General features: G+C 37.0%; 23 protein-coding genes, 1 tRNA gene and 1 riboswitch. Of the genes, 15 read left to right on the top strand and 9 right to left on the bottom strand.

Annotated elements, in window-relative coordinates:
- Positions 1 to 139 precede the first annotated feature (139 nt).
- A complete protein-coding gene (locus tag DZB84_RS04535) occupies positions 140 to 1,447 on the bottom strand; it encodes a nucleotide sugar dehydrogenase (protein ID WP_116351078.1) in 1,308 nt (435 codons plus the stop codon).
- A gap of 283 nt (positions 1,448 to 1,730) precedes the next feature.
- Between DZB84_RS04535 and DZB84_RS04530 the strand changes: the two genes are divergently transcribed.
- Genes DZB84_RS04530 through DZB84_RS04515 form a run of 4 tightly spaced genes read left to right on the top strand, consistent with a single transcriptional unit; the run spans position 1,731 to position 5,849 of the window.
- On the top strand, positions 1,731 to 2,834 hold the full coding sequence (locus DZB84_RS04530; RefSeq protein ID WP_116351077.1) for a DegT/DnrJ/EryC1/StrS family aminotransferase: 1,104 nt from the start codon (positions 1,731 to 1,733) through the stop codon (positions 2,832 to 2,834).
- A complete protein-coding gene (locus DZB84_RS04525) occupies positions 2,835 to 3,908 on the top strand; it encodes a Gfo/Idh/MocA family protein (RefSeq protein WP_116351076.1) in 1,074 nt (357 codons plus the stop codon).
- 4 nt (positions 3,909 to 3,912) lie between these two features.
- Positions 3,913 to 4,863, top strand: a complete 951-nt coding sequence (locus DZB84_RS04520; protein ID WP_116351075.1) for an NAD-dependent epimerase/dehydratase family protein — start codon at positions 3,913 to 3,915, stop codon at positions 4,861 to 4,863.
- Positions 4,860 to 5,849 carry a glycosyltransferase family 4 protein gene (locus DZB84_RS04515; protein ID WP_116351074.1) on the top strand — a complete coding sequence of 330 codons (990 nt, stop codon included), beginning with the start codon at positions 4,860 to 4,862 and terminating at the stop codon, positions 5,847 to 5,849. The genes DZB84_RS04520 and DZB84_RS04515 overlap by 4 nt, the downstream gene beginning before the upstream one ends.
- A gap of 134 nt (positions 5,850 to 5,983) precedes the next feature.
- Here DZB84_RS04515 and DZB84_RS04510 read toward each other — a convergent pair whose 3' ends face one another.
- On the bottom strand, positions 5,984 to 6,988 hold the full coding sequence (locus DZB84_RS04510; protein WP_189655142.1) for a DUF4855 domain-containing protein: 1,005 nt from the start codon (positions 6,986 to 6,988) through the stop codon (positions 5,984 to 5,986).
- Positions 6,989 to 7,130: 142 nt separating this feature from the next.
- On the opposite strand from DZB84_RS04510, the gene DZB84_RS04505 reads away from it, so the two are divergent.
- The 4 genes from DZB84_RS04505 (at position 7,131) to DZB84_RS04490 (ending at position 12,324) form a co-directional block, all read left to right on the top strand.
- Entirely contained in the window at positions 7,131 to 8,117 is a 987-nt protein-coding gene (locus DZB84_RS04505; protein WP_116351072.1) for a glycosyltransferase family protein, read from the top strand.
- 69 nt (positions 8,118 to 8,186) lie between these two features.
- Positions 8,187 to 8,879, top strand: coding sequence for an N-acetyltransferase (locus tag DZB84_RS04500; RefSeq protein WP_116351071.1), 693 nt, complete (start codon positions 8,187 to 8,189; stop codon positions 8,877 to 8,879).
- 194 nt (positions 8,880 to 9,073) lie between these two features.
- Positions 9,074 to 11,134 (top strand): NTTRR-F1 domain, encoded by a 2,061-nt coding sequence (locus DZB84_RS04495; RefSeq protein WP_142759826.1) that lies wholly within the window; start codon positions 9,074 to 9,076, stop codon positions 11,132 to 11,134.
- A 101-nt stretch (positions 11,135 to 11,235) separates the two neighbouring features.
- Entirely contained in the window at positions 11,236 to 12,324 is a 1,089-nt protein-coding gene (locus DZB84_RS04490) for a glycosyltransferase (RefSeq protein WP_116351070.1), read from the top strand.
- An 86-nt stretch (positions 12,325 to 12,410) separates the two neighbouring features.
- On the opposite strand, the gene DZB84_RS04485 is transcribed toward DZB84_RS04490, so the two are convergent.
- The gene (locus DZB84_RS04485) at positions 12,411 to 13,757 is read right to left on the bottom strand and encodes a glycosyltransferase family protein (RefSeq protein WP_116351069.1); all 1,347 of its coding nucleotides are present in this window, start codon (positions 13,755 to 13,757) and stop codon (positions 12,411 to 12,413) included.
- 141 nt (positions 13,758 to 13,898) lie between these two features.
- On the opposite strand from DZB84_RS04485, the gene DZB84_RS04480 reads away from it, so the two are divergent.
- The 4 genes from DZB84_RS04480 (at position 13,899) to DZB84_RS04465 (ending at position 15,226) form a co-directional block, all read left to right on the top strand.
- Positions 13,899 to 14,294: a hypothetical protein gene (locus tag DZB84_RS04480; RefSeq protein WP_116351068.1), complete on the top strand. Its 396-nt coding sequence runs from the start codon at positions 13,899 to 13,901 to the stop codon at positions 14,292 to 14,294.
- A 28-nt stretch (positions 14,295 to 14,322) separates the two neighbouring features.
- Positions 14,323 to 14,460 (top strand): YjcZ family sporulation protein, encoded by a 138-nt coding sequence (locus DZB84_RS04475; protein WP_026021714.1) that lies wholly within the window; start codon positions 14,323 to 14,325, stop codon positions 14,458 to 14,460.
- Positions 14,461 to 14,600: 140 nt separating this feature from the next.
- Entirely contained in the window at positions 14,601 to 14,855 is a 255-nt protein-coding gene (gene spoVIF / locus DZB84_RS04470) for a sporulation-specific transcription regulator SpoVIF (protein ID WP_116351067.1), read from the top strand.
- A gap of 128 nt (positions 14,856 to 14,983) precedes the next feature.
- Positions 14,984 to 15,226 (top strand): hypothetical protein, encoded by a 243-nt coding sequence (locus tag DZB84_RS04465; RefSeq protein WP_116351066.1) that lies wholly within the window; start codon positions 14,984 to 14,986, stop codon positions 15,224 to 15,226.
- Between the two features lie 7 nt (positions 15,227 to 15,233).
- On the opposite strand, the gene DZB84_RS04460 is transcribed toward DZB84_RS04465, so the two are convergent.
- From DZB84_RS04460 to DZB84_RS04435, 5 genes are all read right to left on the bottom strand, one after another.
- On the bottom strand, positions 15,234 to 15,911 hold the full coding sequence (locus DZB84_RS04460) for a DUF421 domain-containing protein (RefSeq protein WP_116351065.1): 678 nt from the start codon (positions 15,909 to 15,911) through the stop codon (positions 15,234 to 15,236).
- An 85-nt stretch (positions 15,912 to 15,996) separates the two neighbouring features.
- Entirely contained in the window at positions 15,997 to 16,419 is a 423-nt protein-coding gene (locus tag DZB84_RS04455; protein ID WP_116351064.1) for a GNAT family N-acetyltransferase, read from the bottom strand.
- A 7-nt stretch (positions 16,420 to 16,426) separates the two neighbouring features.
- The gene (locus tag DZB84_RS04450) at positions 16,427 to 16,942 is read right to left on the bottom strand and encodes a YjcG family protein (protein ID WP_116351063.1); all 516 of its coding nucleotides are present in this window, start codon (positions 16,940 to 16,942) and stop codon (positions 16,427 to 16,429) included.
- A 308-nt stretch (positions 16,943 to 17,250) separates the two neighbouring features.
- Positions 17,251 to 17,973: an alpha/beta hydrolase gene (locus tag DZB84_RS04440; protein ID WP_116351061.1), complete on the bottom strand. Its 723-nt coding sequence runs from the start codon at positions 17,971 to 17,973 to the stop codon at positions 17,251 to 17,253.
- Positions 17,974 to 18,066: 93 nt separating this feature from the next.
- Positions 18,067 to 19,296, bottom strand: coding sequence for a dicarboxylate/amino acid:cation symporter (locus DZB84_RS04435; RefSeq protein ID WP_116351060.1), 1,230 nt, complete (start codon positions 19,294 to 19,296; stop codon positions 18,067 to 18,069).
- 137 nt (positions 19,297 to 19,433) lie between these two features.
- Positions 19,434 to 19,590: riboswitch (cyclic di-AMP (ydaO/yuaA leader) on the bottom strand.
- Positions 19,591 to 19,764: 174 nt separating this feature from the next.
- Here DZB84_RS04435 and DZB84_RS04430 point away from each other — a divergent pair.
- The 3 genes from DZB84_RS04430 (at position 19,765) to DZB84_RS04420 (ending at position 22,008) form a co-directional block, all read left to right on the top strand.
- Positions 19,765 to 19,837 (top strand) — tRNA-Val (locus DZB84_RS04430).
- Positions 19,838 to 20,041: 204 nt separating this feature from the next.
- The gene (locus tag DZB84_RS04425) at positions 20,042 to 21,538 is read left to right on the top strand and encodes a pyruvate kinase (protein WP_116351059.1); all 1,497 of its coding nucleotides are present in this window, start codon (positions 20,042 to 20,044) and stop codon (positions 21,536 to 21,538) included.
- A 200-nt stretch (positions 21,539 to 21,738) separates the two neighbouring features.
- Positions 21,739 to 22,008, top strand: a complete 270-nt coding sequence (locus DZB84_RS04420; protein ID WP_116351471.1) for a hypothetical protein — start codon at positions 21,739 to 21,741, stop codon at positions 22,006 to 22,008.
- Positions 22,009 to 22,323: 315 nt separating this feature from the next.
- Here the strand turns inward: DZB84_RS04420 and sstT are convergent, their stop codons facing one another.
- On the bottom strand, positions 22,324 to 23,559 hold the full coding sequence (sstT, locus tag DZB84_RS04415) for a serine/threonine transporter SstT (protein WP_116351058.1): 1,236 nt from the start codon (positions 23,557 to 23,559) through the stop codon (positions 22,324 to 22,326).
- Positions 23,560 to 23,803 lie beyond the last annotated feature (244 nt).

Below are 23,803 nucleotides of genomic sequence, written 5' to 3'. Positions count from 1 at the left end.
GCGGCTGTGGGTGTAAGAAAGTACGGAAATAATTAAAGCAAAACCTCTCATCAAATTAGGGTTAGGATGAGAGGTTTTATAATTTTGACGAGTGACTGAAGTATCGCTTTGAATGGTTAAATATTGGCACAAACTACGTTTATAGATTGCCTTCCCCTAGTCGAATAACTTGACCTTTGCCATGTAGACCTTTTGTAATATTTCTAGTATCAAAAACAAGCGAACTGTACGTTAAAATATTGGCTAATGGTAGTTCGGAATGGTCAGTTAAAATGACGATACAATCCATTTCGCGTAAAATGTTTTCCGTAAGTTTCGTACTTTTAAAAATATGATTCCCAATTGATATTGAAGGTACATATGGATCATGGTAGTAAACGTTAGCTCCAACCTGTTTAAATCGTTCTATAATTTCAATTGCTGGCGAATCCCGTGTATCTGCTACATCTTTCTTATAGGTGATACCATAAATAAGAATTTTAGCGGAGGTAAGGGATTTAACGGGATTTAAAAGGTTTTTTGTACAATTTACAACATAATCAATCATTCTTTGATTTGTTTTATCTGCTAATGTGATAAATTCACTACTCGTTTCTAATTGGCCAAGTTTCCATTGAAGATAAAAAGGGTCAACAGGGATACAATGCCCACCGATTCCAGGGCCTGGATAAAACGGGGTAAAACCATAAGGTTTAGTTGAAGCCGCTTCAATGACTTCCCATATGTTAACCTTTAATTGGTCACATAGTATGGCTATCTCATTTATAAAAGAAATATTGATAAAACGGAACGTGTTTTCAAGTAGTTTAGTTATCTCAGCAGATTCTGTTGAAGAAACTGGTACTACCGTTTGGTAGACTTCTCTATAGAATGATAAACCTGCATTCAAGCAATTCTTGGTAATTCCCCCAATTACTTTAGGGATATCTTCCACTTTAAATTTATGATTACCTGGGTCAATTCTTTCTGGTGAATTCGCCAAATAGAAATCAGTGCCAACTTGTAATCCGCTTTTCTCCAAAATTGGTAATAATACTTCTTTCGTTGTACCTGGGTATGTTGAACTTTCTAGAATGACTAACTGTCCTTTTTGTAATCTGCTTTGAACTTCAGTTCCCGCACTAATGATATAACTTAAATCAGGTGTCTTTTCTTTTGTTAGTGGGGTGGGTACACAAATGATGATTGAATTTACATCTGCAAGAACATTAAAATTAGCTGTTGCACGAAAACATCCATTATCCACCACTTTTTTTAATCTATTGTCATCTATATCACCAATATAACTTTTAGATTTATGAAGCATGGATATTTTATTTTGATCATTATCCACTCCAATTACATGATACCCTTTTTCTGCAAGCATTACTGACAAAGGTAAACCTACGTAACCCTGACCAATAACTGCAATTTTTTGATTTTTTTTCTGTGGATCGTCTATACTCATTAAATAGCTCACCTCATCTCATAAAATTTACTACATACTTAAAATATGCTTTAAAGACTTGATTGTCAGGGACAAACTACCCAATAACTATAAAAATACGCTTTTTAATCAAAGCGAATTGCCTAATATGATTTCCCATATACTTTCCTTTTAAAGAAAGAAATCTTTTAACTTAAAAAATGTGAAATAAATAATAGTCAGTAGCCGTTCCCCAATTTATATAAAAGTCATAGATTATGAAAGTAAATTATTACGTGAATATAAAATGAGGAGAGAAGAAGAAATGCTTAATCTAGTTGACTTAGGGCGGCAGTTTCAAAGCGTGAAAGAAGAGATTTTACAAGAAATAAATGAAGTTATTAATAGTGGGCATTACATTTTAGGGCCAAAGGTGATGGAACTTGAGGAAAATATTGCAAGAAGAATTGGAGTCGACGAAGCAATAACTGTTGCGAATGGTACAGATGCTCTAGTTCTTACACTTGATGCTTTAGGAATAGGTGAAGGTGATGAAGTAATTACTTCCCCATTTACGTTCTTTGCAAGTGCTGAAGCAATATCACGGGTTGGTGCTAGACCGGTATTTGCAGATATAGACCCTTTTACCTACAATATTGATCCAAAAGAAATTGAAAAAAAGATTACTCCAGCCACCAAGGCAATTATTCCTGTTCATTTGTTCGGGCAACCAGCTGACATGGATGAAATCTCCGAAATATCGAAAAAATACGGTATTTATATAATAGAAGATGCCTGTCAAGCATTTGGAGCCTCCTATAAGAATAGAGAAGTAGGGAGTTTAGGGGATGCGGCATGTTTTTCATTTTTTCCAACAAAAAATCTTGGAACGATGGGAGATGGTGGAGTCATTACAACTTCAGACAAGGACCTAGCAGCAAGAATTAGAAAACTTCGTACTCATGGTACAACAAGAAAGTATTTTCACGACAGAATAGGTTATAACAGTAGACTTGATGAACTACACGCTGCTATTTTACTAGTAATCCTTCCGAGGCTCGATGGGTGGAATCAACAAAGAAGAAAACTCGCGAAGAGGTATTGGGAACATCTGAAGGATGCCCCTTATTTGCAATTACCACTTGAAGCAAGTGATCGAACTCATATTTATCACCTATTTTGCATTAATTCTAAGAATCGAAAGGAACATATGAAAAGGCTTTTAGATGCACAAATTCAGACAGGAGTATACTATCCGCAATGTTTACATTTACAAGAAGTGTACTCATTTCTTAATTATAAAAAAGGCGATTTTCCGGTGGCGGAATCGTTATCTAGGGGACTATTTGCCGTTCCTATGCATCCTTTTTTAACAGAGAATGAGCAAGATAAAATTATTTCAGTCATACTTGAAAAAGGGGAGGAGTAAATGGTAATTAGATTTGGTTTAGTTGGCTGTGGTTATATATCAAAAAAACATTTAAATGCTTTAGCAAGGTGTGAAGATGCTCGTTTAATTGCAATAAGTGATCTAAATGAATCGCGTATGGATGAGGCAAGGAGTTTTTATCAAACACAATCGGGTTATACTCATCGAATAAAATTCTTTAATAACTATGAAGATATGATTGCTGAGCAGCAGATTGATGTTATTATTATCTGCACATTTTCTGGATTGCATTCTGAGATGGCCAAAAAAGCACTTTGTTTTAATAAACATGTAATTTTAGAAAAACCAATGGCACTGTCTATCGAAGAGTCTAACGATTTAATATATTTAGCAGAAATTCAAAAAAGGCAATTAATGATTTGTCATCAACTTCGATTTCGGCCACTGATGCAAAAAATCAAAAGGATTATTGATGAAGGAAAAATAGGAAAAATAAATGTAGGGGTTGCTTCATTAAGGATTAACCGGTCATCTGACTATTTTACTTCTGCTACGTGGAGGGGCAAATGGGAAAGTGATGGGGGAATGTTAATCAATCAAGGAATTCATATTATAGATTTGCTTCAGTGGTTTCTTGGAGAGGTTAAAACAGTTTATGGTGAAACAGGTTACGAATCTACTTTAAAAGAGACGGAGGACGTTGCTTTAGGTATATTGGATTTTAAAACAAGCGCAAAGGGTATTATTGAGGCTAATATTGTTACGAAGCCACATAATATAGGCTACGCTCTATCCATCTTTGGTGAAAAAGGGACTATTTGTATTGAAGGACCAACTCTTAATAACATTAGCCATTGGTATATAGAAGGTGAGGAAACTGATATGTATGAATTGGATACCCTATTACAAGATAAGAATGAACAGATTTATATGTATGAAAACTTTATTGAAGCCTTAAAATCTCAGGATAAGAGCTTACTTATAGACGGAATAGAAGGAAAGAAAGCTCTTGAAATAATATTTGCTATGTATAAAGCGGACCTAACTAAGAAAGTCGTCGAATTGCCAATTTCCTCTTTTTCTACATCAGATATGAAAGAAAGGAAGGGATAAGGTCATGAATTTTGGAAAGGTTCTTGTAACAGGAGGAGCAGGGTTTCTAGGTTCACAATTGGTGAAAAGTCTAATGCCTTTATGTGATCATATCTTTATAATTGATGATTTATCAACAGGAAACATGGCTGCAATTCCAAACTCTGAGAATATAACGTTTTATAAAGATAGTATTACCAATGAAGAAATATTAGAAGAAGTTCTTCCTAATGTTGAATATATTTTCCATTTTGCTTGCAAAAATCTTGTCTTATCAGTCGAAAATCTTAATAATGATTTTGAAACAAACCTATACGGTGGTTATCTACTCCTACAGAAAGCAAAAGAATGCTGCAAGAGTTTAAAGAGGTTTATTTATGCCTCAACGACTTCTATATACAGTGAGGCTCCAATTTTACCAACTCCAGAATCCTACTATAATATAAAACTTCCCTATGCAGCAAGTAAATTTGCCATGGAGCATTACTGCAATGTATTTTATCAATTGTATCAACTACCTATAACGATTCTACGATTTTCAAATGTATATGGGCCTGGTCAACTTGCTGAGAATCCATATTGCGGAGTAGTAGCAAAATTTTTTGAAGCGGTAATGAATCAAAAACCAATGATTATTTATGGTGATGGGAAGCAGACAAGAGATTTTACGTATGTTGAAGATGCAATGAAAGCTGTATATTTAGCAGCTTCGAATAAAAAGGCGATAGGATCTGTATATAATGTTGGAACAGGCAATGAAACAAGTGTTATTCAACTTGCACAAGTAGTTCATAATGCAAGTGGGGAAGAAAAAGTTCACCTTCAATTTATGCCAAAACGAAAAGTCGATGTGGTTCAGAGGAGAAGTATTAATTCTAAAAAAATTCAAACAGAATTAAATTGGACAATTACTCATTCCTTAACAGAGGGAATTGAAAAGACGTATAATTGGCTTAAAACCGGAGGAGAATTATGAAAGTTTTTCACGGGACGACTGAAATTGCTGGTCAAATGGGAATTTTGAGCAGTGCCCTGTATAGAAAGGGGCATTACTCAATTGGTTTTAATACATTTCATTCCTATCTTGATTATAAAGACTATCTTGTGAATATGAATCAAGATGAACTTAGTGGTATGAATAAAGAGATTATTGACTTTTTTGACCTGTTTCATTTTCATTACGGTACCACACTATGTCCTGATTTTACAGATTTGCCAGAAATAAAAAGAAGAAATAAAAAAATGATCATGCATCATTGGGGAAATGATGTAAGGTTTCATGAGCAAGCTAAATCAAGAAATCCTTATGTATATACAGGGGATTCGCCACCAAATGAAGATATCCATGAAAAATTAATAAAAATTACAAAGTATATTAAAGAAGCAATTGTACAAGATTATGAAGTATACGAATATGTAAAAGATTATTATGAAAAGGTACATGTTCTACCAATTGCGATTGACCTTACGAAATTTCAGCCCAAATATCCACCAATCCAAAAGGAAAAGCCATTAATACTTCATGCACCCACGAATCCAGACTTTAAGGGGACGTCTTATATAGAAAGCACTTTAGAAAAACTTAAAGAGAAATACGACTTTGAGTATAGAAGAATTGAGAAAATGAAGCATGAGGACGTCATTGAGGTTTATGAAGAAGCTGATATTATTATTGATCAGGTATTATGTGGATCTTATGGGTTACTTAGTGTAGAATCAATGGCATTAGGTAAACCGGTACTGACATATATTCTTGATGATCTTATTACTACCTTCCCCGCTGAATTACCCATTATTAATAGTAATCCTGATACGTTATACGATCAAGTGAAAATGTTGCTTGATAACCCGAAACTAAGCAGAGAATTTGGAATTAAAGGGCGAAAATACGTAGAGAAGTACCATTCCCATGATGTAGTTGCTGAACAATTGCTTACTATTTATTCAAACCTAATTAAATAAAAAGGAATGTAAAATATTCCATTATTATACGAGGCTGTTTCAAAAGGTTAAATTATTTAAAGTGAAACAGCTCTTTTCTTATGTAAAAAAAACCGATCAAAAGTTCTTGTACTTATGACCGGTTAAAATTCTCTTTATGATGGAAAAGCTGCTGTTGGATAAACGGGTTTATATGTTTTCTTAATAAAAGAGTAAAGGTAAATATATTCGGTTAGATGGTTTTCATATATTTCGCGCATTGTCTGGTTAGGAAATTGAAAGACAAGAAGACTGTTATGCATATATTCGTTAAAGTAACCGAAATTTAAATAGTCTAGTAAATGCCCTTCTTTAAAAAGGATACCTTTCCCAAAAGGAATTTGTATACCAGTATGATAATATTTTGCGAAGACCGTAGTATTGGGGATCCAAGTATAATCTGGTCCTGTTTCTCCATAGTAGTTAGGATGTGTACAAGCTGCATCAAATCCAAATTCTTTCCAGTTAATACACCCCGTTGAGCCATATTGTTGTAGCCAAAGGGAGAGAAGTCCTTTTTCGTGAATAAAGGAAGTTACTCTTTTAACAAGATTTTCATCTTGTTCAGGAATCGATGCACGCTGCCATACGAATCCCTTAAATGCAAGTTTTTCATGAAGATACGTAGCATCATTCCATTTTGATAAAAATTTTGAAATCCACCATTGTATTGCTCTAACTCTATCTTCTTCATTGTTAAAGTTTAATGATCGATCGTCCAGTTCTCCGAAATTTGTCTGGTTGGTATACGGATACGGCATAGTAACCCATATATCTGTTTTTTTTCCTTGAGCTGTGTTTTTTGATACTGCGTCAAGGTTATGGTTGGATTTAAAAAGCCATTTTAATGCTAATTTCCAATCCTTTTTTTGTGGTAAATTTCCAAAATCTGTGTACATAGGAAAAATATAATGATTATCCCTTCCACTTATAGGGTTAAAGATAATACCATTAAACAAAGTATCAACTGCTTCATCATTTACTAGATACTTTAGGTATGGCTTAAGATCTTCAGTTGTCCAATTTTTAACACCATTTCTGTTTTCTTTTCCATATTCCAAGAGGCATATGTGATTTTGTACTCCAAGCTCTTCTGCTGACATGTATTCATTAGTTGTCAAATTTATCCCACCTTCTTTAAAAGTCTTATATAGCATATGAGGACTATATTTATACGGTGAGTCCGCATATCCCCAATTTGAAAAATGTGCATAACCAACTTATCCTTCTTGAATATGCTATAAGGAGAAAGGAGAGATTAGTATGAAAATTGTTCACGCTCAAACTGAAATAGCAGGACAGATGGGAATTATTTGTAAAGAGTTAAGAAAACTAGGTCATTATGCAGCTGGATACAATTGTTTTCACACGTATCTAAATTATAAAGGTGATATCCTAAATACGGACGCATTTGAATTGCTGAAAAATTTTGAATTCCTTATAGAGAATGGTGATGTTTTTCATTTTCATAATGCTAACACGTTTTTACAAGATTTTTCAGACCTTCCTTTTCTAAAGGAAAAAGGAAAGAAGATGGTGATGCATCACTGGGGAAGTGATGTTCGAACAGTCGATTTGGTTAATAGACTTAACCCTTATCCTCTTCCACCAACATATTATTCAGATGAAGAAATTCATAAACAGTTAACAAACCTTTCAGAATATATTGATACAGCAATTGTGCAGGATTATGAAGCTTATCAATATGTAAAAGATTATTATAAAATTGTGTATGTTATCCCTCTAGCATGTAATGTTGAAGATTTTCAAGTTGAATATCCTTCCGTTGAAAACAATGTCCCTCTTATTATTCATGCCCCTACGAATCGTGAGTTTAAAGGGTCTGATTATGTAGAAGACGCAGTTAATAAGCTTCGTGATAAAGGTAGTACATTTACCTATCAATTTCTTGAAAAAATGAGCCATGATAAAGCCCTTTTAGAATATTTGAAATCAGATATAATCGTTGATCAGTTACTATGTGGGACTTACGGAATGTTAAGTGTTGAGGCAATGGCAATGGGGAAACCGGTAGTAGCGTTTATAAGAGAGGATGTTCGTAAACGATTCCCTGAAGATCTTCCGATTATTCAAGCAACCCCAGAAAATCTTGACGAAGTCCTTGAGGAGTTAATTAATGATCCAGTTCGACGCCATGAGATTGGAAAGGCAGGTAGAAAGTATGTAGAAAACTATCATTCAGCAGAGCGGGTAACAAATGAATTATTAAGAATTTATGAACTATTATAGGATATAAAATGGAGCACTAGAGTGCGAAGTGACTCCCTTACAATTTTTACTATGGAAAGGGGAGTATATATGATCCATTCATCTGTGGTTTTAGGTGAAAATGTCATAATTGGTGAGAATGTTGTAATCGAAGAAAATGTAATTATAGGAGACGGTGTATCTATTGGGCATCATGTAGTAATAAAGAAAGATACAAGAATTGGAAACTTTGTTCAAATTGGTGAATTAACGGTTTTAGGAAAACCAACATCATCTAATAAAAAAATGGCTCGTAAGCCTGGTAACGCATTGGAACCTTTAGTTATAAATGACAATGTAGTCATTGGTTGTAACAGTGTATTATATCGAGGTGTAAAGCTTAACCCAGGCGTATTTGTAGGGGATTTAGCAAGTATCCGTGAAAAAGTAGTAATAGGAGAAGATAGTATTATAGGTCGAAATGCAATTGTAGAGACAAATACAAAAATTGGAGATCGAGTAACTATTCAAACGGGGTGTTATATTACAGCCGATATGGTAATTGAGGATGATGTATTTATTGGTCCGTGCTGTTCGTCTTCGAATGATAAGTATATGGGGATGGGAAATTATAAACATCAGGGACCAATTATTAAAAAAGGTGCGAAAATTGGAAATAACGCTACACTTTTACCTGCTATAACAATAGGTGAAAATGCTATTGTTGGTGCAGGGAGTGTTATTACGAAAGACGTTCCCCAAAATAAAACAGTTGTTGGCAATCCAGGTAGAATAATAAACTAATATTTATCCATTAACTTAATAGACTAGAAAACAGGCCATTATTAGCCTGTTTTTTTTAGTTTAATTAAATTTGTGCTTTTTACCAGGTGAAAATGCACTGTCAATTGGACAGATTTTACGTAATATGCATTATACTTCTACATTTAGTAGTTAATGTATGAAGTATTTTAGTAGAAAAACAGGAGGTGAAGAACATGTCTATTATTGACCTAATTGAAAATGGTGGATTTGAAAACGGTACACTCACTCCATGGTTTGGGCTTAATGCGTTTCCCACAAGTGAGTTCTCACATTCTGATTTCTTTTCTGTAAGATTGACCGGTGCAAGTACTGTAGCCTTTATTGGTCAATTTGTTCCAATTCAGGAAGGTGAACAATTTGAGTTTTTCTCTTCATTTGCAAAAGTCGGAAATTTACCAAGTCCTCTAATAAGTATTTCAGTTATATATTACGATTCTTCTTTTACTTTTCTTGGGTATGGATTAATTACTAATATACCAGAAAACAGACTACCTAATGTAGAAAATAATACTTGGTTAGAGATATACGAAAATACTACACCAGCCCCACCAGGAAGTACACAAGCTCTTGTAATAATTACTAAGCTACCTCAAGAAGGAAGTTCTGATGTATTAGTAGATGATGTAGCACTGCTTGATTCTGAGGCTATGGGATTAGTAGGGCCTACAGGACCAACGGGACCAGCAGGAGCGACAGGAGCAACCGGACCAGTAGGAGCGACAGGGGCAACAGGAGCGACAGGAGCAACCGGACCAGCAGGAGTAACCGGAGCAACAGGGGCAACTGGAGCGACAGGGGCAACCGGACCAGCAGGAGCAACAGGGGCAACCGGACCAGCAGGAGCAACAGGAGCAACAGGGGCACCAGGGGCAACAGGAGTGACAGGAGCAACCGGACCAGCAGGAGTGACAGGAGCAACCGGACCAGCAGGAGCGACAGGGGCAACCGGACCAGCAGGAGTGACAGGGGCAACCGGGCCAGCAGGAGCGACAGGGGCAACCGGACCAGCAGGAGTGACAGGGGCAACCGGGCCAGCAGGAGCGACAGGGGCAACCGGACCAGCAGGAGTGACAGGGGCAACCGGACCAGTAGGAGCGACAGGAGCAACCGGACCAGCAGGAGCGACAGGAGCAACCGGACCAGCAGGAGCAACAGGGGCAACAGGAGTGACAGGAGCAACCGGACCAGCAGGAGTAACCGGAGCAACAGGGGCAACAGGAGCGACAGGGGCAACCGGACCAGCAGGAGCAACAGGGGCAACCGGACCGACAGGAGCAACCGGACCAGCAGGAGTGACAGGAGCAACCGGACCAGCAGGAGCAACAGGAGCAACCGGACCAGCAGGAGTAACCGGAGCAACAGGGGCAACTGGAGCGACAGGGGCAACCGGACCAGCAGGAGCAACAGGGGCAACCGGACCGACAGGAGCAACCGGACCAGCAGGAGCAACAGGGGCAACAGGAGTGACAGGAGCAACCGGACCTGCAGGAGCGACAGGGGCAACCGGACCAGCAGGAGCGACAGGGGCAACCGGACCAGCAGGAGTAACCGGAGCAACAGGGGCAACAGGAGCGACAGGGGCAACCGGACCAGCAGGAGCAACAGGGGCAACAGGAGCGACAGGAGCAACCGGACCAGCAGGAGCGACAGGGGCAACCGGACCAGCAGGAGTGACAGGGGCAACCGGGCCAGCAGGAGCGACAGGGGCAACCGGACCAGCAGGAGCAACAGGGGCAACAGGAGTGACAGGAGCAACCGGACCAGCAGGAGCGACAGGAGCAACCGGACCAGCAGGAGCAACAGGGGCAACAGGAGTGACAGGAGCAATCGGACCAGCAGGAGTAACCGGAGCAACAGGGGCAACAGGAGCGACAGGGGCAACCGGACCAGCAGGAGCAACAGGGGCAACCGGACCGACAGGAGCAACCGGACCAGCAGGAGTAACCGGAGCAACAGGGGCAACTGGAGCGACAGGAGCAACCGGACCAACAGGAGCGACAGGAGCAACCGGACCAGCAGGAGTGACAGGAGCAACCGGTCCAGCAGGAGTGACAGGGGCAACCGGACCAGCAGGAGCGACAGGAGCAACCGGACCAGCAGGAGCGACAGGAGCAACCGGACCAGCAGGAGCGACAGGAGCAACCGGACCAGCAGGAGCAACAGGGGCAACCGGACCAACCGGACCAACCGGACCAACCGGACCAACCGGACCAACCGGACCAACTGGACCATAATTTGCGAAACATGAAAGTTGATTACGTTTAAATGATTAGCGATGAAATTTTATAGAGATGCTTTTATAAAAGCATCTCTTTTTTTGAAAGGAGATTCAAAAATGGTCTCAATTAGTTTATGTATGATCGTAAAAAATGAAGAAGAGGTATTAGCGAGGTGCCTTGATACGGTAAAGGATATAGTAGATGAAATTAATATTGTAGATACAGGCTCCACAGATCAGACAGTTGAAATTGCGAAGCAATATACAGACCGAGTGTTCTTTTTTGAATGGATAGGTAACTTTGCTGCAGCAAGAAATGAGTCATTTAAGCATGCCACAAAGGAATATATTCTATATCTTGACGCTGATGATGTATTGCTAGAAGAAGACCGAAGAAAGTTTAAGGAACTTAAAGAAACTTTAGATACATCCGTCGATTCTGTATCTATGTATTATGATGCTGGAACAGATGAATTTGGTAATGTAACTTTGCGTTATCGCCGTAACCGGCTGGTGAAAAGAGAAAAAAATTTCGTCTGGAAAGGAGACTGTCATCAGTATTTAGAGGTATTTGGAAAAATTATTAATTCGGATATCTCGGTGACCCATAAAAAAATTAAACATTCCGTTGGGAGAAACCTTAATATATATCAGAATAAAATTGAACGTGGTGATAGATTTTCTGCGAGAGATTATTTCTACTATGGAAATGAGCTTAGAGAAAATGGACATTATGAAAAGGCTATAGAAGCTTACGATGAAAATATCGCACTAAAAGAAGGATGGATAGAGGATAAAGTATATGCCTGTATTAATAAAGCGGATTGTTACCGTTTTATTGGAGATTTGGAGAATGAATTAAAATCATTATTTCAATCATTTGGGTTTTCAAAGACTCCACGTGCTGAAACGTGTAGTAGGATTGGATATAACTTTCAGACAAAACAAGAATATAATGCAGCAATCTACTGGTATGACCTCGCAACACAATTACATCCGGATTCAGCTAAGTGGAGTTTTAGCTATCCAGCTTACTATACATGGTATCCTCATCTACAAATGAGTGTTTGTTATTATAATTTAGGCAAACTCCAAAAATCCTATTATCATAATGAAGAGGCAGCAAAATATAGACCTCAAGATCCTAGAATTCTTCATAATAAAAATCTGTTAGAAGGAAAACTTGGAATTAGAGTAGGTATTTAAATTACAAAGGTATCTTAAAACTAAATAAATAGACTTCATAATCAGTAGTTGGAAAATATCCAACACTGATTATGAAGAAATCATAATTACTTTTGTAATAAAGAAATGTATAACGAAAGCATTTTTTGACTGTTTTTTACCATATCATGATTCATTTCAACATACAGTCTTCCCTTTACTCCAATTTCCGGAAGTATGTCTATATTCCTAAGGGTGAATTCTATAGTATCTTTTATAGTTTCAGGATTTGCTATAATAATTGGAAGGTTATTTGGATAATGGTCTTTCATAAAATCACTAATCCAACAAATCACTGGTTTACCCATGGCCATAGCCTCTACAGCAAATAACCCATAACTTCCTATATGAAGTTGGTCAATAATTAGGTCTGCAGCTTGATATATTTTGATTGCCTCTTCATGAGACAAGCCCTTTACTAATCGAAAATCAAAATCATAATTATCCTTTAATGATTCAATTGCTTCTAGGATGTATTTGGTCCCTTTGATTGCAGGAGAGGTGGGAGCGTGTACAATAAGGGGCTTTTTATTTGGTATCGAACTTTTTGTAGGTTGGTATTTATTTAAATTGATCATTGAGGGCAAGATATGAACATTTTTATAGAATTCCTTTACATACTGGTATAGCTCCATATCAAACACTACACAATTCTGGATGTTTTCGGAAAGCTTAGAAAGGTTTGTTTTTATTTGGTACTCATTTTTATTTTTAACTAATGCATAAGGGTTTAATTCGGTAGCTTTTGATAATATTCTTACATCACTTCCCCAATGCTGCATAAGAATAGCTTTTCCTGATGACTTATATAAGGGAAGATCTGACCAATCTAGTGTCAGACTTGTTCCAAAGTGAAAGTGAAATAGGTCATAATGGGGAAGGAACTCATTTGTTAATTTTCTAAGTTCCTCATTAATTAAAGGTGTGCTCCGTTGTCCTATTAAGGACCAGGTGTAATTAGAATCATAATTTAAATAATATGGATAATAATTTATTGTATGGGCAATAATCCCTTGTCTATTTAAACCTTCGGATAGTGTATGCATTTGGTTCGCAATCTCCATGCTTCCTAGAAGGACCCGAATTTTAGCATTTGAGTTTCCAACTTCCCCATGAGTCTCATTATCCCCAGAATTTAGATTATCGGTTTGCTTACTTTTCTCTCTCACACTATCTATTTCACATATCTTTTCCATAATTCTTGTTAAAATAGAGTCTTTAGGAAAGTTATTTAGTCCTCTCCACGACCATAACCATGCATTTTGAAGTTTTCCGTTGTGTATGTTTTCACAGGACCGTGTTGCATAATATCTTGGACTATTAGTTTGGAGATTTTTGTCATTTAAAAGTTCGAGTGCTTTTTGAAAGTTCCCAGCCTTAATGTAATTAATTATTTGATTTTCATTATCTTTCATTGTTATCACCACTTTCGAGGTTTTGATTACAGTTAATGTATTTTATTAAATTAAGAATAAACAAACATCATTATTAATGCATATGCTAAAAATAATTTAATTATTTTCTAGGGAAGTGAGAGTTTTTTATGAGGTATAGAAATGAATAAATTTGATAAAGAAATTGAACGCTTTATGACTGACTATTCTAAAGACCATGAAGAAGCGATCGGGAAGTTGGATAAATGGGCAGCAGAAAATGAAAAGGGATTGAACCAACTCGATAAGCAGGCTAGTGGATTTGAAAAAGAACTTGAAACAATGATGGGAAAGCTTGATGGAAGGGTTTTAGAACACGAAAAGGGATTAAACCAGTTAGATACACAGGCTAGTGGATTCGAAAAAGAACTTGAACCCAAAATGGAGAAACTCGATCAATGGTTTTCTAAGAAACAAGGAGAGTTAGAAAAAAGATGGGAGAATAATTATTTTCTTAATTTCCGCAGTTGCCCTGTGCTCCTGTCCTCACAAAAACAACCTGTAAAACATAGTTTATAATGTACTCTTTTATGAGGAGGTGCAAAATATGGGCTACGGATTCGGTGGTTGTGGATACGGCTATGGAGGCTATGGTTACGGCGGATTCTACGGCGGATCAACTTTTGTTTTAATCGTCGTATTATTCATCCTATTAATTATTGTAGGTGCTTCTTTCTATAACTAATCACAGCATTCCAAAAGTAGAAGTACGAGTCGATCGGCTCGTACTTTCTACATTTAAAAAAAAGATAGTTTTTTCCCCAACCTGCGCACCACTTGTAGGCGGGGGTCATACGATATAACACAATGTAAGGAGGCTTCGAAATGGATAATAATTTTTTTAAGAATATCGAAAAGAAAACAGGCGTAGATATGCAGGAGGTATTCAAGCTCGCAAACTCTTTGCAAAATGCAAATTTTAAAGATGAGAATACCGTTCGTAATGTAATTAGAAAGGTCTCTAAAATTGCAAAAAAACCAGTAAATCAACAACTTGAAGACAAAATTGTTAATAGCATCGTTAATGGCAAGGAAAAAATGGACTTTAACACCATTTCAAAAATGATTAACAAAAAATAAGGAAAGGGGTCTGGCAAATGGTCAGACCTTTTCTATATATACCCCTACAAATACAAGGCTAGACTCGAATTTTATAATAAAACATCAAGACGATACATATGTAATAAAAAAGGGAGGAGGGCAAAAAAATGGGCTATATATTACCAATCAACAATGAACAATATACCCAATATGTGCACCGTACCACAACCTATAAAACAAACCAAATGAAACTTCATCAAGTAAATCCGCTTGTCCTGAACGTAAATGAGCGTTCATATGATCTACACCAAGTTGACCGAAAAACATTAACGAAAAAACAAAGCCAATATATTGAAAACATTCGTGCACAATTTACCGGCGAAGGATTACTTTTTAACGAGTCTATATAAAGGAAGGCTAGAATTCTTGAACGTACAAGCCTTCCTCTTCGCGCCATTCTGCGTAAAGTAAATCTTTATACGTAGCTACACCTTGGCTTTTCAATTCCGATTGCAACCAACTTTCCGAAAAACCACTTTCCTTTAAATTCTCTTGAATTAATACACCATCACTTACCAATGTAATCGGGAGTCGAACCTTTTGTTCAGCCATTTTATAATCTTGACGGGTTGGTGGTTCATATGGAGATTTTTTTAGAACGCTGATTGAACCATCTGTTTCTAGGATGGCATACTCAGCCTCCCTAATTGAAAAAACACCCTTCGAACGAAGTAGATGCTGTAATTGGTTAATATCCAGTTTGTTTTTCTTTAAATGGTCTCGAATAATTCTGCCTTTGTGAATAATAATGGAAGGCTTCCCCTCAAGAAATGGCCTTGTTTTACGAACTTTCTGTGTAATCATCTCAATCACATAAATTAAAATCCCCCAAACCAGTATGGCAAAAAGAATTTGAAGGATCCCAACATTTTGGTCGAAAGTGGCATTTCCAACTAATTCACCAAGCACTAATGCAGAGATAAAATCAAAAGCAGTAATTTGGGTTATTTGTGTTTTTCCTAGAATTTTAGTAATAATAAGTAACCCTAGAAGTCCAATTACTAAATCAAAAGCGATTTTGAAAAATTCCAACATGCTCACCTCTCAATGGTAGAATGAGCAGAATTCACTATTTTTATCCAAAAAAAAGGATGCCTCATAGGTGACATCCTGTCTAAACTTATAATTCTTTAATCATCGTGACATGAGGTATACCAGCATCCATGAAAATATCTGATACCGTTTCATATCCTAATTTCTTATAGAAGTTTTCCGCGTGTGTTTGAGCATTGAGCTTTAATTTTGAAATGCCTCGCTCTTTCGAAATGTCCTCCATCTTTTGCATAATCAAATTCCCTGCCCCTTTTTTACGGTGTGAAGCAAGGACACAAATACGCTCTACTTTGCCGTATCCGTCAAGCTCACGGAAACGTCCAGCTCCAACAGGTTCATTATGATCATAAAGGACAATATGCGTAGCTTCATCTTCAAATTGATCAATTTCTTCTTCAAGAGGTACTTTTTGTTCATCGACGAAGACCACTTTTCGGATTGTAAAGGCATCGTCTTGTTCTTTGTTGTTAGTTACGATTCGTGCTTCCATGCTGTGTCTAATTTTCCTTTCCTAAACGAAATGTCTCATAAACGGTCCATGAACCGTTTTCAAGCTGATAAAGAAGGTGAATGCGGTCAATTTGCTCTTCGTGGTCCATTTTTAACATGCGTAATTGACCATACACATCTGAATGCTCATCACACGATAACTTTTGCCCGATTGTAATATGGGGAACAAATGCATACTCGGGTTCACCTGCAAAATAATCAGAGTGAAGGGCGTTGTGTAGTTTTTGTAATTCTTCATTCGGATCTATTTTCAAGTAAATGACATTATTTACAGGGGAAAAGGAGCTAACCTTTAAAACCTTTAATGTAAATGGTTCAACCTGTTTCGAAACCGTTTCTAATTCCCTTGTAATATCCTGGATTTCTTCATCGGATGCTTCAAATGCATTTTTAACCGTAAGATGTGGTGGAATTAATGCATAGTGTGGATCATATCGTTTACGATATGAATTAACCTTGTCTTGAAGTTTTTTGGACGGGAAGATAACAATGCCATATTTCATTTTTATTGCCCTCCTTATGGATTAATAAATCAAAACGAGAAGTACCTAATGTAGAAATACAGAAAATAATAACACAATTATATCAAATATCTGAAAATGATAGAATATAAAATAACATAATAAAATACGCCTTGGCGTATTTGCGCCCGAATTTTTTCGAGTTTGCTCGAAAAATTTCCTTTGAAAAATCGTGGCATCCACCGGAGGCTTGCACATTATTCAGCTGGGGTTTGAACCACCAAACAAAATGATAACTCTTTTTCAATTCTTTCCTCATTATAAAAGTATGGAATTTCTGCTGAATAAAGTTAAGGCAACATTTTTGAAAGGGCTCTTGGCAAATCAGGCTGCCAATACTTCCAAGTGTGGATGCCGTTGAATTCCTCATAAAAATAGGGGAATCCTTTTTTCACAAAGATGTTATGTAATTCACGATTTGGGGTTAAAAAGTCTTCAATATCTCCCTTGGTTGTTTTCACTTCGGTTTCCCCCGTTCCTATCACATGATATAAATCAAGGAGGTGTGGTTCTTCAAAATTTTCAACCTTCTGAAGGACGTGTTCATTCACAAGCGGTGATTGCAACATCACCTTTCCAAAAGTATGAGGGTATTCGAGTGCTGTTAAAAGCGATATAGTCGCCGCCAGTGAATCCCCAATTAGTGCGCGGCCTTGCCCCATTTGATACGTTGGGAACTCCTGATCAAGAAATGGCACCAGTTCCTCTCCTAAGAAGCGCTTATATAAATGATGCTGCTCACCATCTGGATGGTACTTCCTACGTCGGTCTGCAACGCTTTTATAAGGAACCCCAATAATGATGGTATTGCTAATTTCGCCTGTTTCTAACAACTTATCGGCAACCCGTGCAATCCTGCCAAGATTAAAATAATCACGTCCATCCTGGGCGATAAGAATATTGTATTTATAAAGGGGAGAGTAGGATGCTGGTAAATAAACAATCAGCTCAAGTTCTTCATTTAAAATCTTACTATGTATAGTCATTTCCCTAACTGTGCCCTTATTAACCATGATTTTAAATCCTCCAAATCAACTATTTACTCTTTAATTATACCGTTTTAAAAAGGAAAGCGACAGGAAAAATCCCTGTCGCTTCATACTGGATTAAGCTGTCGCTTCATCCATGTGTTTCTTTTCTGATTCTGCTACATAAACCGCACATGCCGCATCGCCTGTGATATTGATAGCGGTACGTGTCATATCGAGTAAGCGGTCAATACCGATAATTAAACCAATACCTTCTGGTGGTAAACCAACTGCAGTTAGTACCATCGCCAGCATGATTAAACCAACGCCTGGAACACCAGCTGTACCAACACTCGCAAGGACAGCGGTTAAGATTACCACTAAAATTTGAGAAAATGAAAGGTCAAATCCATAGACCTGCGCTATGAAAATAGTTGCTACACCTTGCATGATGGCGGTTCCATCCATATTAATTGTTGCACCTAACGGTTGAACAAAGCTACTAATAGGTTCCGGAACCTTAAGATTTTTTTGTGCGGTCTCCATTGAAATTGGAAGTGTGGCATTACTACTTGATGTACTAAATGCAACTGTCATGGCAGGTGCGAATCCTTTAAAAAATTCGATTGGGTTTCGCTTAGCAATTAACGCTATCGTACCACCATATGTGACAACAGCGTGGATGAGTAAGGCAACAAGTACGATCAAGAAATACGCGAGCATTGCTTTAATTGCAGCATATCCTTGGCCTCCAATTGCGGTTGCAATTAATCCAAACGTTCCATATGGAGCCGTCTTCATAACAAGATTAACAAGATACATCAAGATTTCATTTGCCTGTTCAAACAAATTTATAATTCCCTTTGTTTTTTCACCCAAAACAGTTAAAGCAAATCCTATAAAAATAGCAAAAGCTATGATTTGAAGCATATTTCCATCATTCATTGCGGTAAAAGGATTCGTTGGAATAATATTTATTAACGTTTCCATAACAGGAGGAGCTTCAGTTGCGCCATCGTAGGTTGCCCCTTCCGTATTAAATCCTCCACCAACACCTGGTTTGAAAATTGAGGCAAGAGCTATTGCGATTGTAATGGCAATTGTAGTTGTTGCTAAAAAGTAAGTAATTGTTTTTGCTCCAATTCTCCCAAGCTTCTTAGGATCACCAAGTCCTGTAACTCCTAGAGTAATAGATACTAAGACAATAGGAACAACAAGCATTTTAATTAAATTCAAGAAGATCTGACCTAGTGGAACAAAGACATAGGTATTTGCAAAATCAAAAGCGGCCGGTGATGTTACATTTAGAATAAGTCCAACAACCGCACCTAAACCTAAACCTAATAAAATCTTTTTTGTTAATGACATAAAAAACCTCCTCAAAGATGTAGTTGAATGTGAGTTGAAAGCAAAAGGGAATTGTGAATTGCGATGAAAAGCATATTTTTGGGAGACACAAAAGGCCACGAGAGTATGGCTCGTGGCCTGAAAGTTGATTTGCGCAACAATGCTCTCTCCAAATGCTTACGAGGTTAGCTGTCGGATTCGGATGAAGAGTATTTTCCTACCTTTAATAATAAAGGATTCACCCCGAGTGCATTTATTTTTGCACGTTTTGGTTCCCCCGTTTCCCTAAAAATGGGAATTCAGCGAATATTAAGTTAAAATTTGCCTCAATACTATATATATACAGATAAAATGACATTATGTCAATGAAAACGCATTAATTACGTTGTTAACCTTGTTAATAATTTTCAGGTATTAAATTATGAATTAATAGATTCTAATTGACAAACCTTAAATACACATGTATATTATATATTATTCTAATACATTGATTCCGTAGCTCAGCTGGGAGAGCGCTACCTTGACAGGGTAGAGGTCGTTGGTTCGAACCCAATCGGAATCATCATGTAAAGCTCCACCTTCCTTATATTTAAGGGGGTGGAGCTTTTTTATCTTTTCAACATATTAACAAGATTGAATATAAATGAATAATGTAAAAAAGTAATCCAAAGTTTTGGTACAGCCTTTTGAATTCAATCTATTTACATATTGAAATTACCTACATCAAACATGTATTTTCTGAAACTTTGAAAGGAATGTGGTGACAATGGATCAAGTCGAACTAAAAGAATATCTAATAAAACTTAGGGAAGCTGCTCAAACAAACATTTTCAAGCAAACCGAATACAATTTCAATGATCCCACAACTCTAAGTAAAATGAATTTACGGGCCTTTTTTACTTTGCATGGAATGGCTCATCCCAATTTAAACAATATTTTGCGTGAAAAAGGATTCTTGCCACTTTCAAATTGTAGTCCCCATATCATGGATACCTTAAATAAAATCATCCATCACCTTTCTAAAGAAGTTAATACCCCTTATTTGAAACATGAATACATTGACGTACACACTGCGAATTCAATAAAAGAAGAGCGTAAAGATCACTTGTTTGGAAAAACAATCAATCAAAAACATATTATGGTTACCCTTGATCGCAAAATGCTTAATACCCCTGAAGTTTTTAACGATTTGCTGCAATCCGGTATGACAATAGCAAGAATAAACTGTGCGCATGATGATTTGACAGTTTGGAAAAAGATGATCCATACATTAAGAATGGAAGAAGAAACGTTTCATGCAAGTTGTGTTAAAAAGACATCCAAATGTAAAATATTCATTGACCTTCCAGGACCTAAAATTCGAATTGGGCAAATTGTACCTAGTAAAAATAAAAAAGGAATGACAGAGAGTTTTATTAAAATAAAGAAAAATGATATTTTGCGAATTTATAAGAATGATAAATATATTGGAATTCCTAAAACGGATAAAGAGCCAGCAGCGGTTGGCGTTACATTACCTAAAGCTTTACGAAATGTGCGAATCGGTGACAGAGTGTATATCGATGATGGAAAAATATTTGCGAAGGTTATATCGAATACAGAGGAGTATATCGAGACTAAAATCCTTTTAACAAGAAAAAAAGAAGAGGCAATCTATCCGGAAAATGGCATAAATTTTCCTGACTCCCTTGTTCATTTAAACGTACCAACGGTTTCTGAATCAGATTTTAAGATTTTGAAATCCATGTATAAAGACATTGATTTAGTTGGAATTTCCTATATTAATCACCCAAAAGATATTCAAATTGTAAAGCACCAGTTAGAAATGTTGACTGAGGATAAAAAAGGAATTATTGCAAAAATAGAAACAAAAAATGCCATATTATCATTATCCAAAATAATTATGGAAGGATTAAATTACGGTTTGTTTGGAGTCATGATTGCAAGAGGGGATTTAGTAATCGAAATTGGATTGGATCAGTTTTTAAGTGCGCAAGAAGGAATTCTAGAAATCTGTCATGCAGCCCATATTCCTGTTATTTGGGCCACAGGAGTCTTAGAAAATATGAATAAAAAGAATATCCCATCAATACCTGAATTAACAGATGTACATGCTGGTTTAAGAGCAGATTGTATAATGTTTAATAAAGGTCCTTATGTTCCCAATTCAATTGAATTTTTACAAAAGCTGAACGAAATTAACCAAGACCCTCAATTTCATGTAAGAAATTCACTAGTATCATTCGTTCAATATGATTTTTGATTTTTGTAGTGCATGCAACGAGATGATGGTTCGAAAAACTCCTTCATTTGTACTAAAAAAGTTATTAGAAAACAGCCCATTTTAGATAAATGCCCAAGAATTATTACATTCGCGGAATATATTGTAATTGAAAATATGAGGAGGGATAACTTAGTATGAATGTGTATGATCAGCATCTTGTAGGAAGTCCACAAGTTCCAATGATTGATTCAAATGATAGTAGGATTTTTGGAAGACCATTTGGGTTTGGAAGACCGTTTGGCTTTGGAAGACCATTTGGCTGGGGATTTGGGAGACCGTTTGGCTTTGGATTTGGAAGACCATTTGGTTGGGGATTTGGTGCCCCATTCTTAGGAGGCGCGTTATTAGGGGGATTACTAGGAAGTACCTTAGCTGCTCCTTGGGGATATGGATATGGATATGGATATCCTTATGGGTATGGATATGGATATCCTGGGTTCTTTTATTAATATGTATTGGAGTCGGTTACCTATATGGTGACCGATTTTTTTTACAAAAGGCTCTTTTCTATTCTAAAAGATTGTTGCTTTCAGATATAAAGTGCAAACCTAGTTGATTGAAGCGTAAGGTGGCGACTCCTGCGGGAAAAGCGTGAGACTTGAGACCCCGCAGGAGTGACAGCGACGAGGAGGCTCAAGCCACGCCCGCGGAAAGCGTCCACCTGAAGCGGAAATCAACGATAAAAAACAACAAAATTTGCAAAAACAGCCTTATAAAAAAACCACCCAAATTAATGAGTGGTATCAAATATTCAAGAACGATATTTAAGCTGACTTACTCACAGCCTCTTTTCTTTCTTTTCGCTTTTTCGCGTACTCAGCAGTAGCTGTGAAAAGGACATCAGATGATGAGTTAAGGGCAGTTTCACAAGAGTCTTGAAAGACTCCAATAATGAAACCAACACCGACGACTTGCATGGCAACATCGTTTGGAATGCCGAATAAGCTTGCTGCTAATGGAATTAGTAAAAGGGATCCTCCCGCAACACCAGAAGCACCTGCAGCTGAAATCGCTGATAGAACGCTAAGAATTAGCGCTGTTGCAAAGTCAACCTCAATACCAAGAGTGTGAACTGCTGCAAGTGTTAAGACAGAAATGGTTACTGCCGCACCTGCCATGTTAACAGTACCGCCTAATGGGATCGAAACTGAATAAGTATCCTTATTTAACCCAAGCTTTTCACATAAGTTCATGTTCACTGGGATATTTGCAGCTGAACTACGTGTAAAGAATGCAGTCATTCCACTTTCTCTTAAACATTGAAAAACAAGTGGGTATGGATTTTTGCGAATATAGAAATATACAATCAATGGATTCACAACTAGTGCGATAAAGAACATACAGCCGAGCAATAGGGCAAGGAGTTTACCATATTCCATCAATGCTGTAACTCCATTTGTTACTATTGCATCGAACACTAATCCCATGATACCGATAGGAGCTAGACTAATTATCCATTTTACTACTTTTGTGATGGCATCAGACACATTGGATAATAGAGTCTTTGTTGTATCGTTTGCATTTTTTAGTGCAATACCTAGAATGATCGCCCAAGCAAGTATTCCGATGTAATTTGCATTCATTAGTGCGTTGATAGGGTTGTCCACTACATTAAATAGTAATGTTTGGAGTACCTCTAAAATGCCACTTGGAGGAGCGACTTCTCCTGCACCTGTAACGAGTGTTAGTTTAACTGGAAAGATAAAGCTTGCCACAACCGCTACAAGCCCTGCTACGAAAGTTCCTATCGCATATAGTCCAATAATAGATTTGATATTTGTTTGGGTTCCATTTTTATGTTTAGAGATGGCGTCAATAACTAAGAATAAGACCAATACTGGTGCAACTGCTTTTAATGCACCAACAAATAAAGAACCGAAAATGGTAACCCAGGCTGCTCCCTTAGGAACAATCAGGGCTAAGAGAATACCTACAATAATACCAGCAAGTATTCGTTTAACAAGGCTAATTTGATTCCATTTGTGAAACATTTCTTTCATCGTTTTTCCCCCTTCTTCATAGTTGTTCAAAAAGATATTGTAAGAATAATATTTGTAAGTTTAACATGAAAATTGTTAATTGTTAATAAATTTTAAAAAGATGGAAATTATTGTACTAAAAAATACTTTCGTTCACTCGAATCCAAAAGAATACACGTAAAAAGCCTATAGTCCAAGTGTAGTTTGGATATAGGCTTTATTTTAACATAGATTTTTATTATTTATAGACTCTAATCATGATAAA

The sequence above is a fragment of the Bacillus sp. HNG genome, from assembly GCF_003400205.1.
In the GTDB taxonomy this organism is placed as follows: Bacteria; Bacillota; Bacilli; order Bacillales; family Bacillaceae_L; genus Ferdinandcohnia.
The sequence above is the reverse complement of the archived record's forward strand: the minus strand, read 5'-3'. Positions and strand labels throughout refer to the sequence as shown.

Coding starts and splice junctions, on each gene's coding strand:
- DZB84_RS04535 (WP_116351078.1), bottom strand. CDS start 1,447: ATGAGTATAGACGATCCACAGAAAAAAAATCAAAAAATTGCAGTTATT.
- DZB84_RS04530 (WP_116351077.1), top strand. CDS start 1,731: ATGCTTAATCTAGTTGACTTAGGGCGGCAGTTTCAAAGCGTGAAAGAA.
- DZB84_RS04525 (WP_116351076.1), top strand. CDS start 2,835: ATGGTAATTAGATTTGGTTTAGTTGGCTGTGGTTATATATCAAAAAAA.
- DZB84_RS04520 (WP_116351075.1), top strand. CDS start 3,913: ATGAATTTTGGAAAGGTTCTTGTAACAGGAGGAGCAGGGTTTCTAGGT.
- DZB84_RS04515 (WP_116351074.1), top strand. CDS start 4,860: ATGAAAGTTTTTCACGGGACGACTGAAATTGCTGGTCAAATGGGAATT.
- DZB84_RS04505 (WP_116351072.1), top strand. CDS start 7,131: ATGAAAATTGTTCACGCTCAAACTGAAATAGCAGGACAGATGGGAATT.
- DZB84_RS04500 (WP_116351071.1), top strand. CDS start 8,187: ATGATCCATTCATCTGTGGTTTTAGGTGAAAATGTCATAATTGGTGAG.
- DZB84_RS04495 (WP_142759826.1), top strand. CDS start 9,074: ATGTCTATTATTGACCTAATTGAAAATGGTGGATTTGAAAACGGTACA.
- DZB84_RS04490 (WP_116351070.1), top strand. CDS start 11,236: ATGGTCTCAATTAGTTTATGTATGATCGTAAAAAATGAAGAAGAGGTA.
- DZB84_RS04485 (WP_116351069.1), bottom strand. CDS start 13,757: ATGAAAGATAATGAAAATCAAATAATTAATTACATTAAGGCTGGGAAC.
- DZB84_RS04480 (WP_116351068.1), top strand. CDS start 13,899: ATGAATAAATTTGATAAAGAAATTGAACGCTTTATGACTGACTATTCT.
- DZB84_RS04475 (WP_026021714.1), top strand. CDS start 14,323: ATGGGCTACGGATTCGGTGGTTGTGGATACGGCTATGGAGGCTATGGT.
- spoVIF (WP_116351067.1), top strand. CDS start 14,601: ATGGATAATAATTTTTTTAAGAATATCGAAAAGAAAACAGGCGTAGAT.
- DZB84_RS04465 (WP_116351066.1), top strand. CDS start 14,984: ATGGGCTATATATTACCAATCAACAATGAACAATATACCCAATATGTG.
- DZB84_RS04460 (WP_116351065.1), bottom strand. CDS start 15,911: ATGTTGGAATTTTTCAAAATCGCTTTTGATTTAGTAATTGGACTTCTA.
- DZB84_RS04455 (WP_116351064.1), bottom strand. CDS start 16,419: ATGGAAGCACGAATCGTAACTAACAACAAAGAACAAGACGATGCCTTT.
- DZB84_RS04450 (WP_116351063.1), bottom strand. CDS start 16,942: ATGAAATATGGCATTGTTATCTTCCCGTCCAAAAAACTTCAAGACAAG.
- DZB84_RS04440 (WP_116351061.1), bottom strand. CDS start 17,973: ATGGTTAATAAGGGCACAGTTAGGGAAATGACTATACATAGTAAGATT.
- DZB84_RS04435 (WP_116351060.1), bottom strand. CDS start 19,296: ATGTCATTAACAAAAAAGATTTTATTAGGTTTAGGTTTAGGTGCGGTT.
- DZB84_RS04425 (WP_116351059.1), top strand. CDS start 20,042: ATGGATCAAGTCGAACTAAAAGAATATCTAATAAAACTTAGGGAAGCT.
- DZB84_RS04420 (WP_116351471.1), top strand. CDS start 21,739: ATGATTGATTCAAATGATAGTAGGATTTTTGGAAGACCATTTGGGTTT.
- sstT (WP_116351058.1), bottom strand. CDS start 23,559: ATGAAAGAAATGTTTCACAAATGGAATCAAATTAGCCTTGTTAAACGA.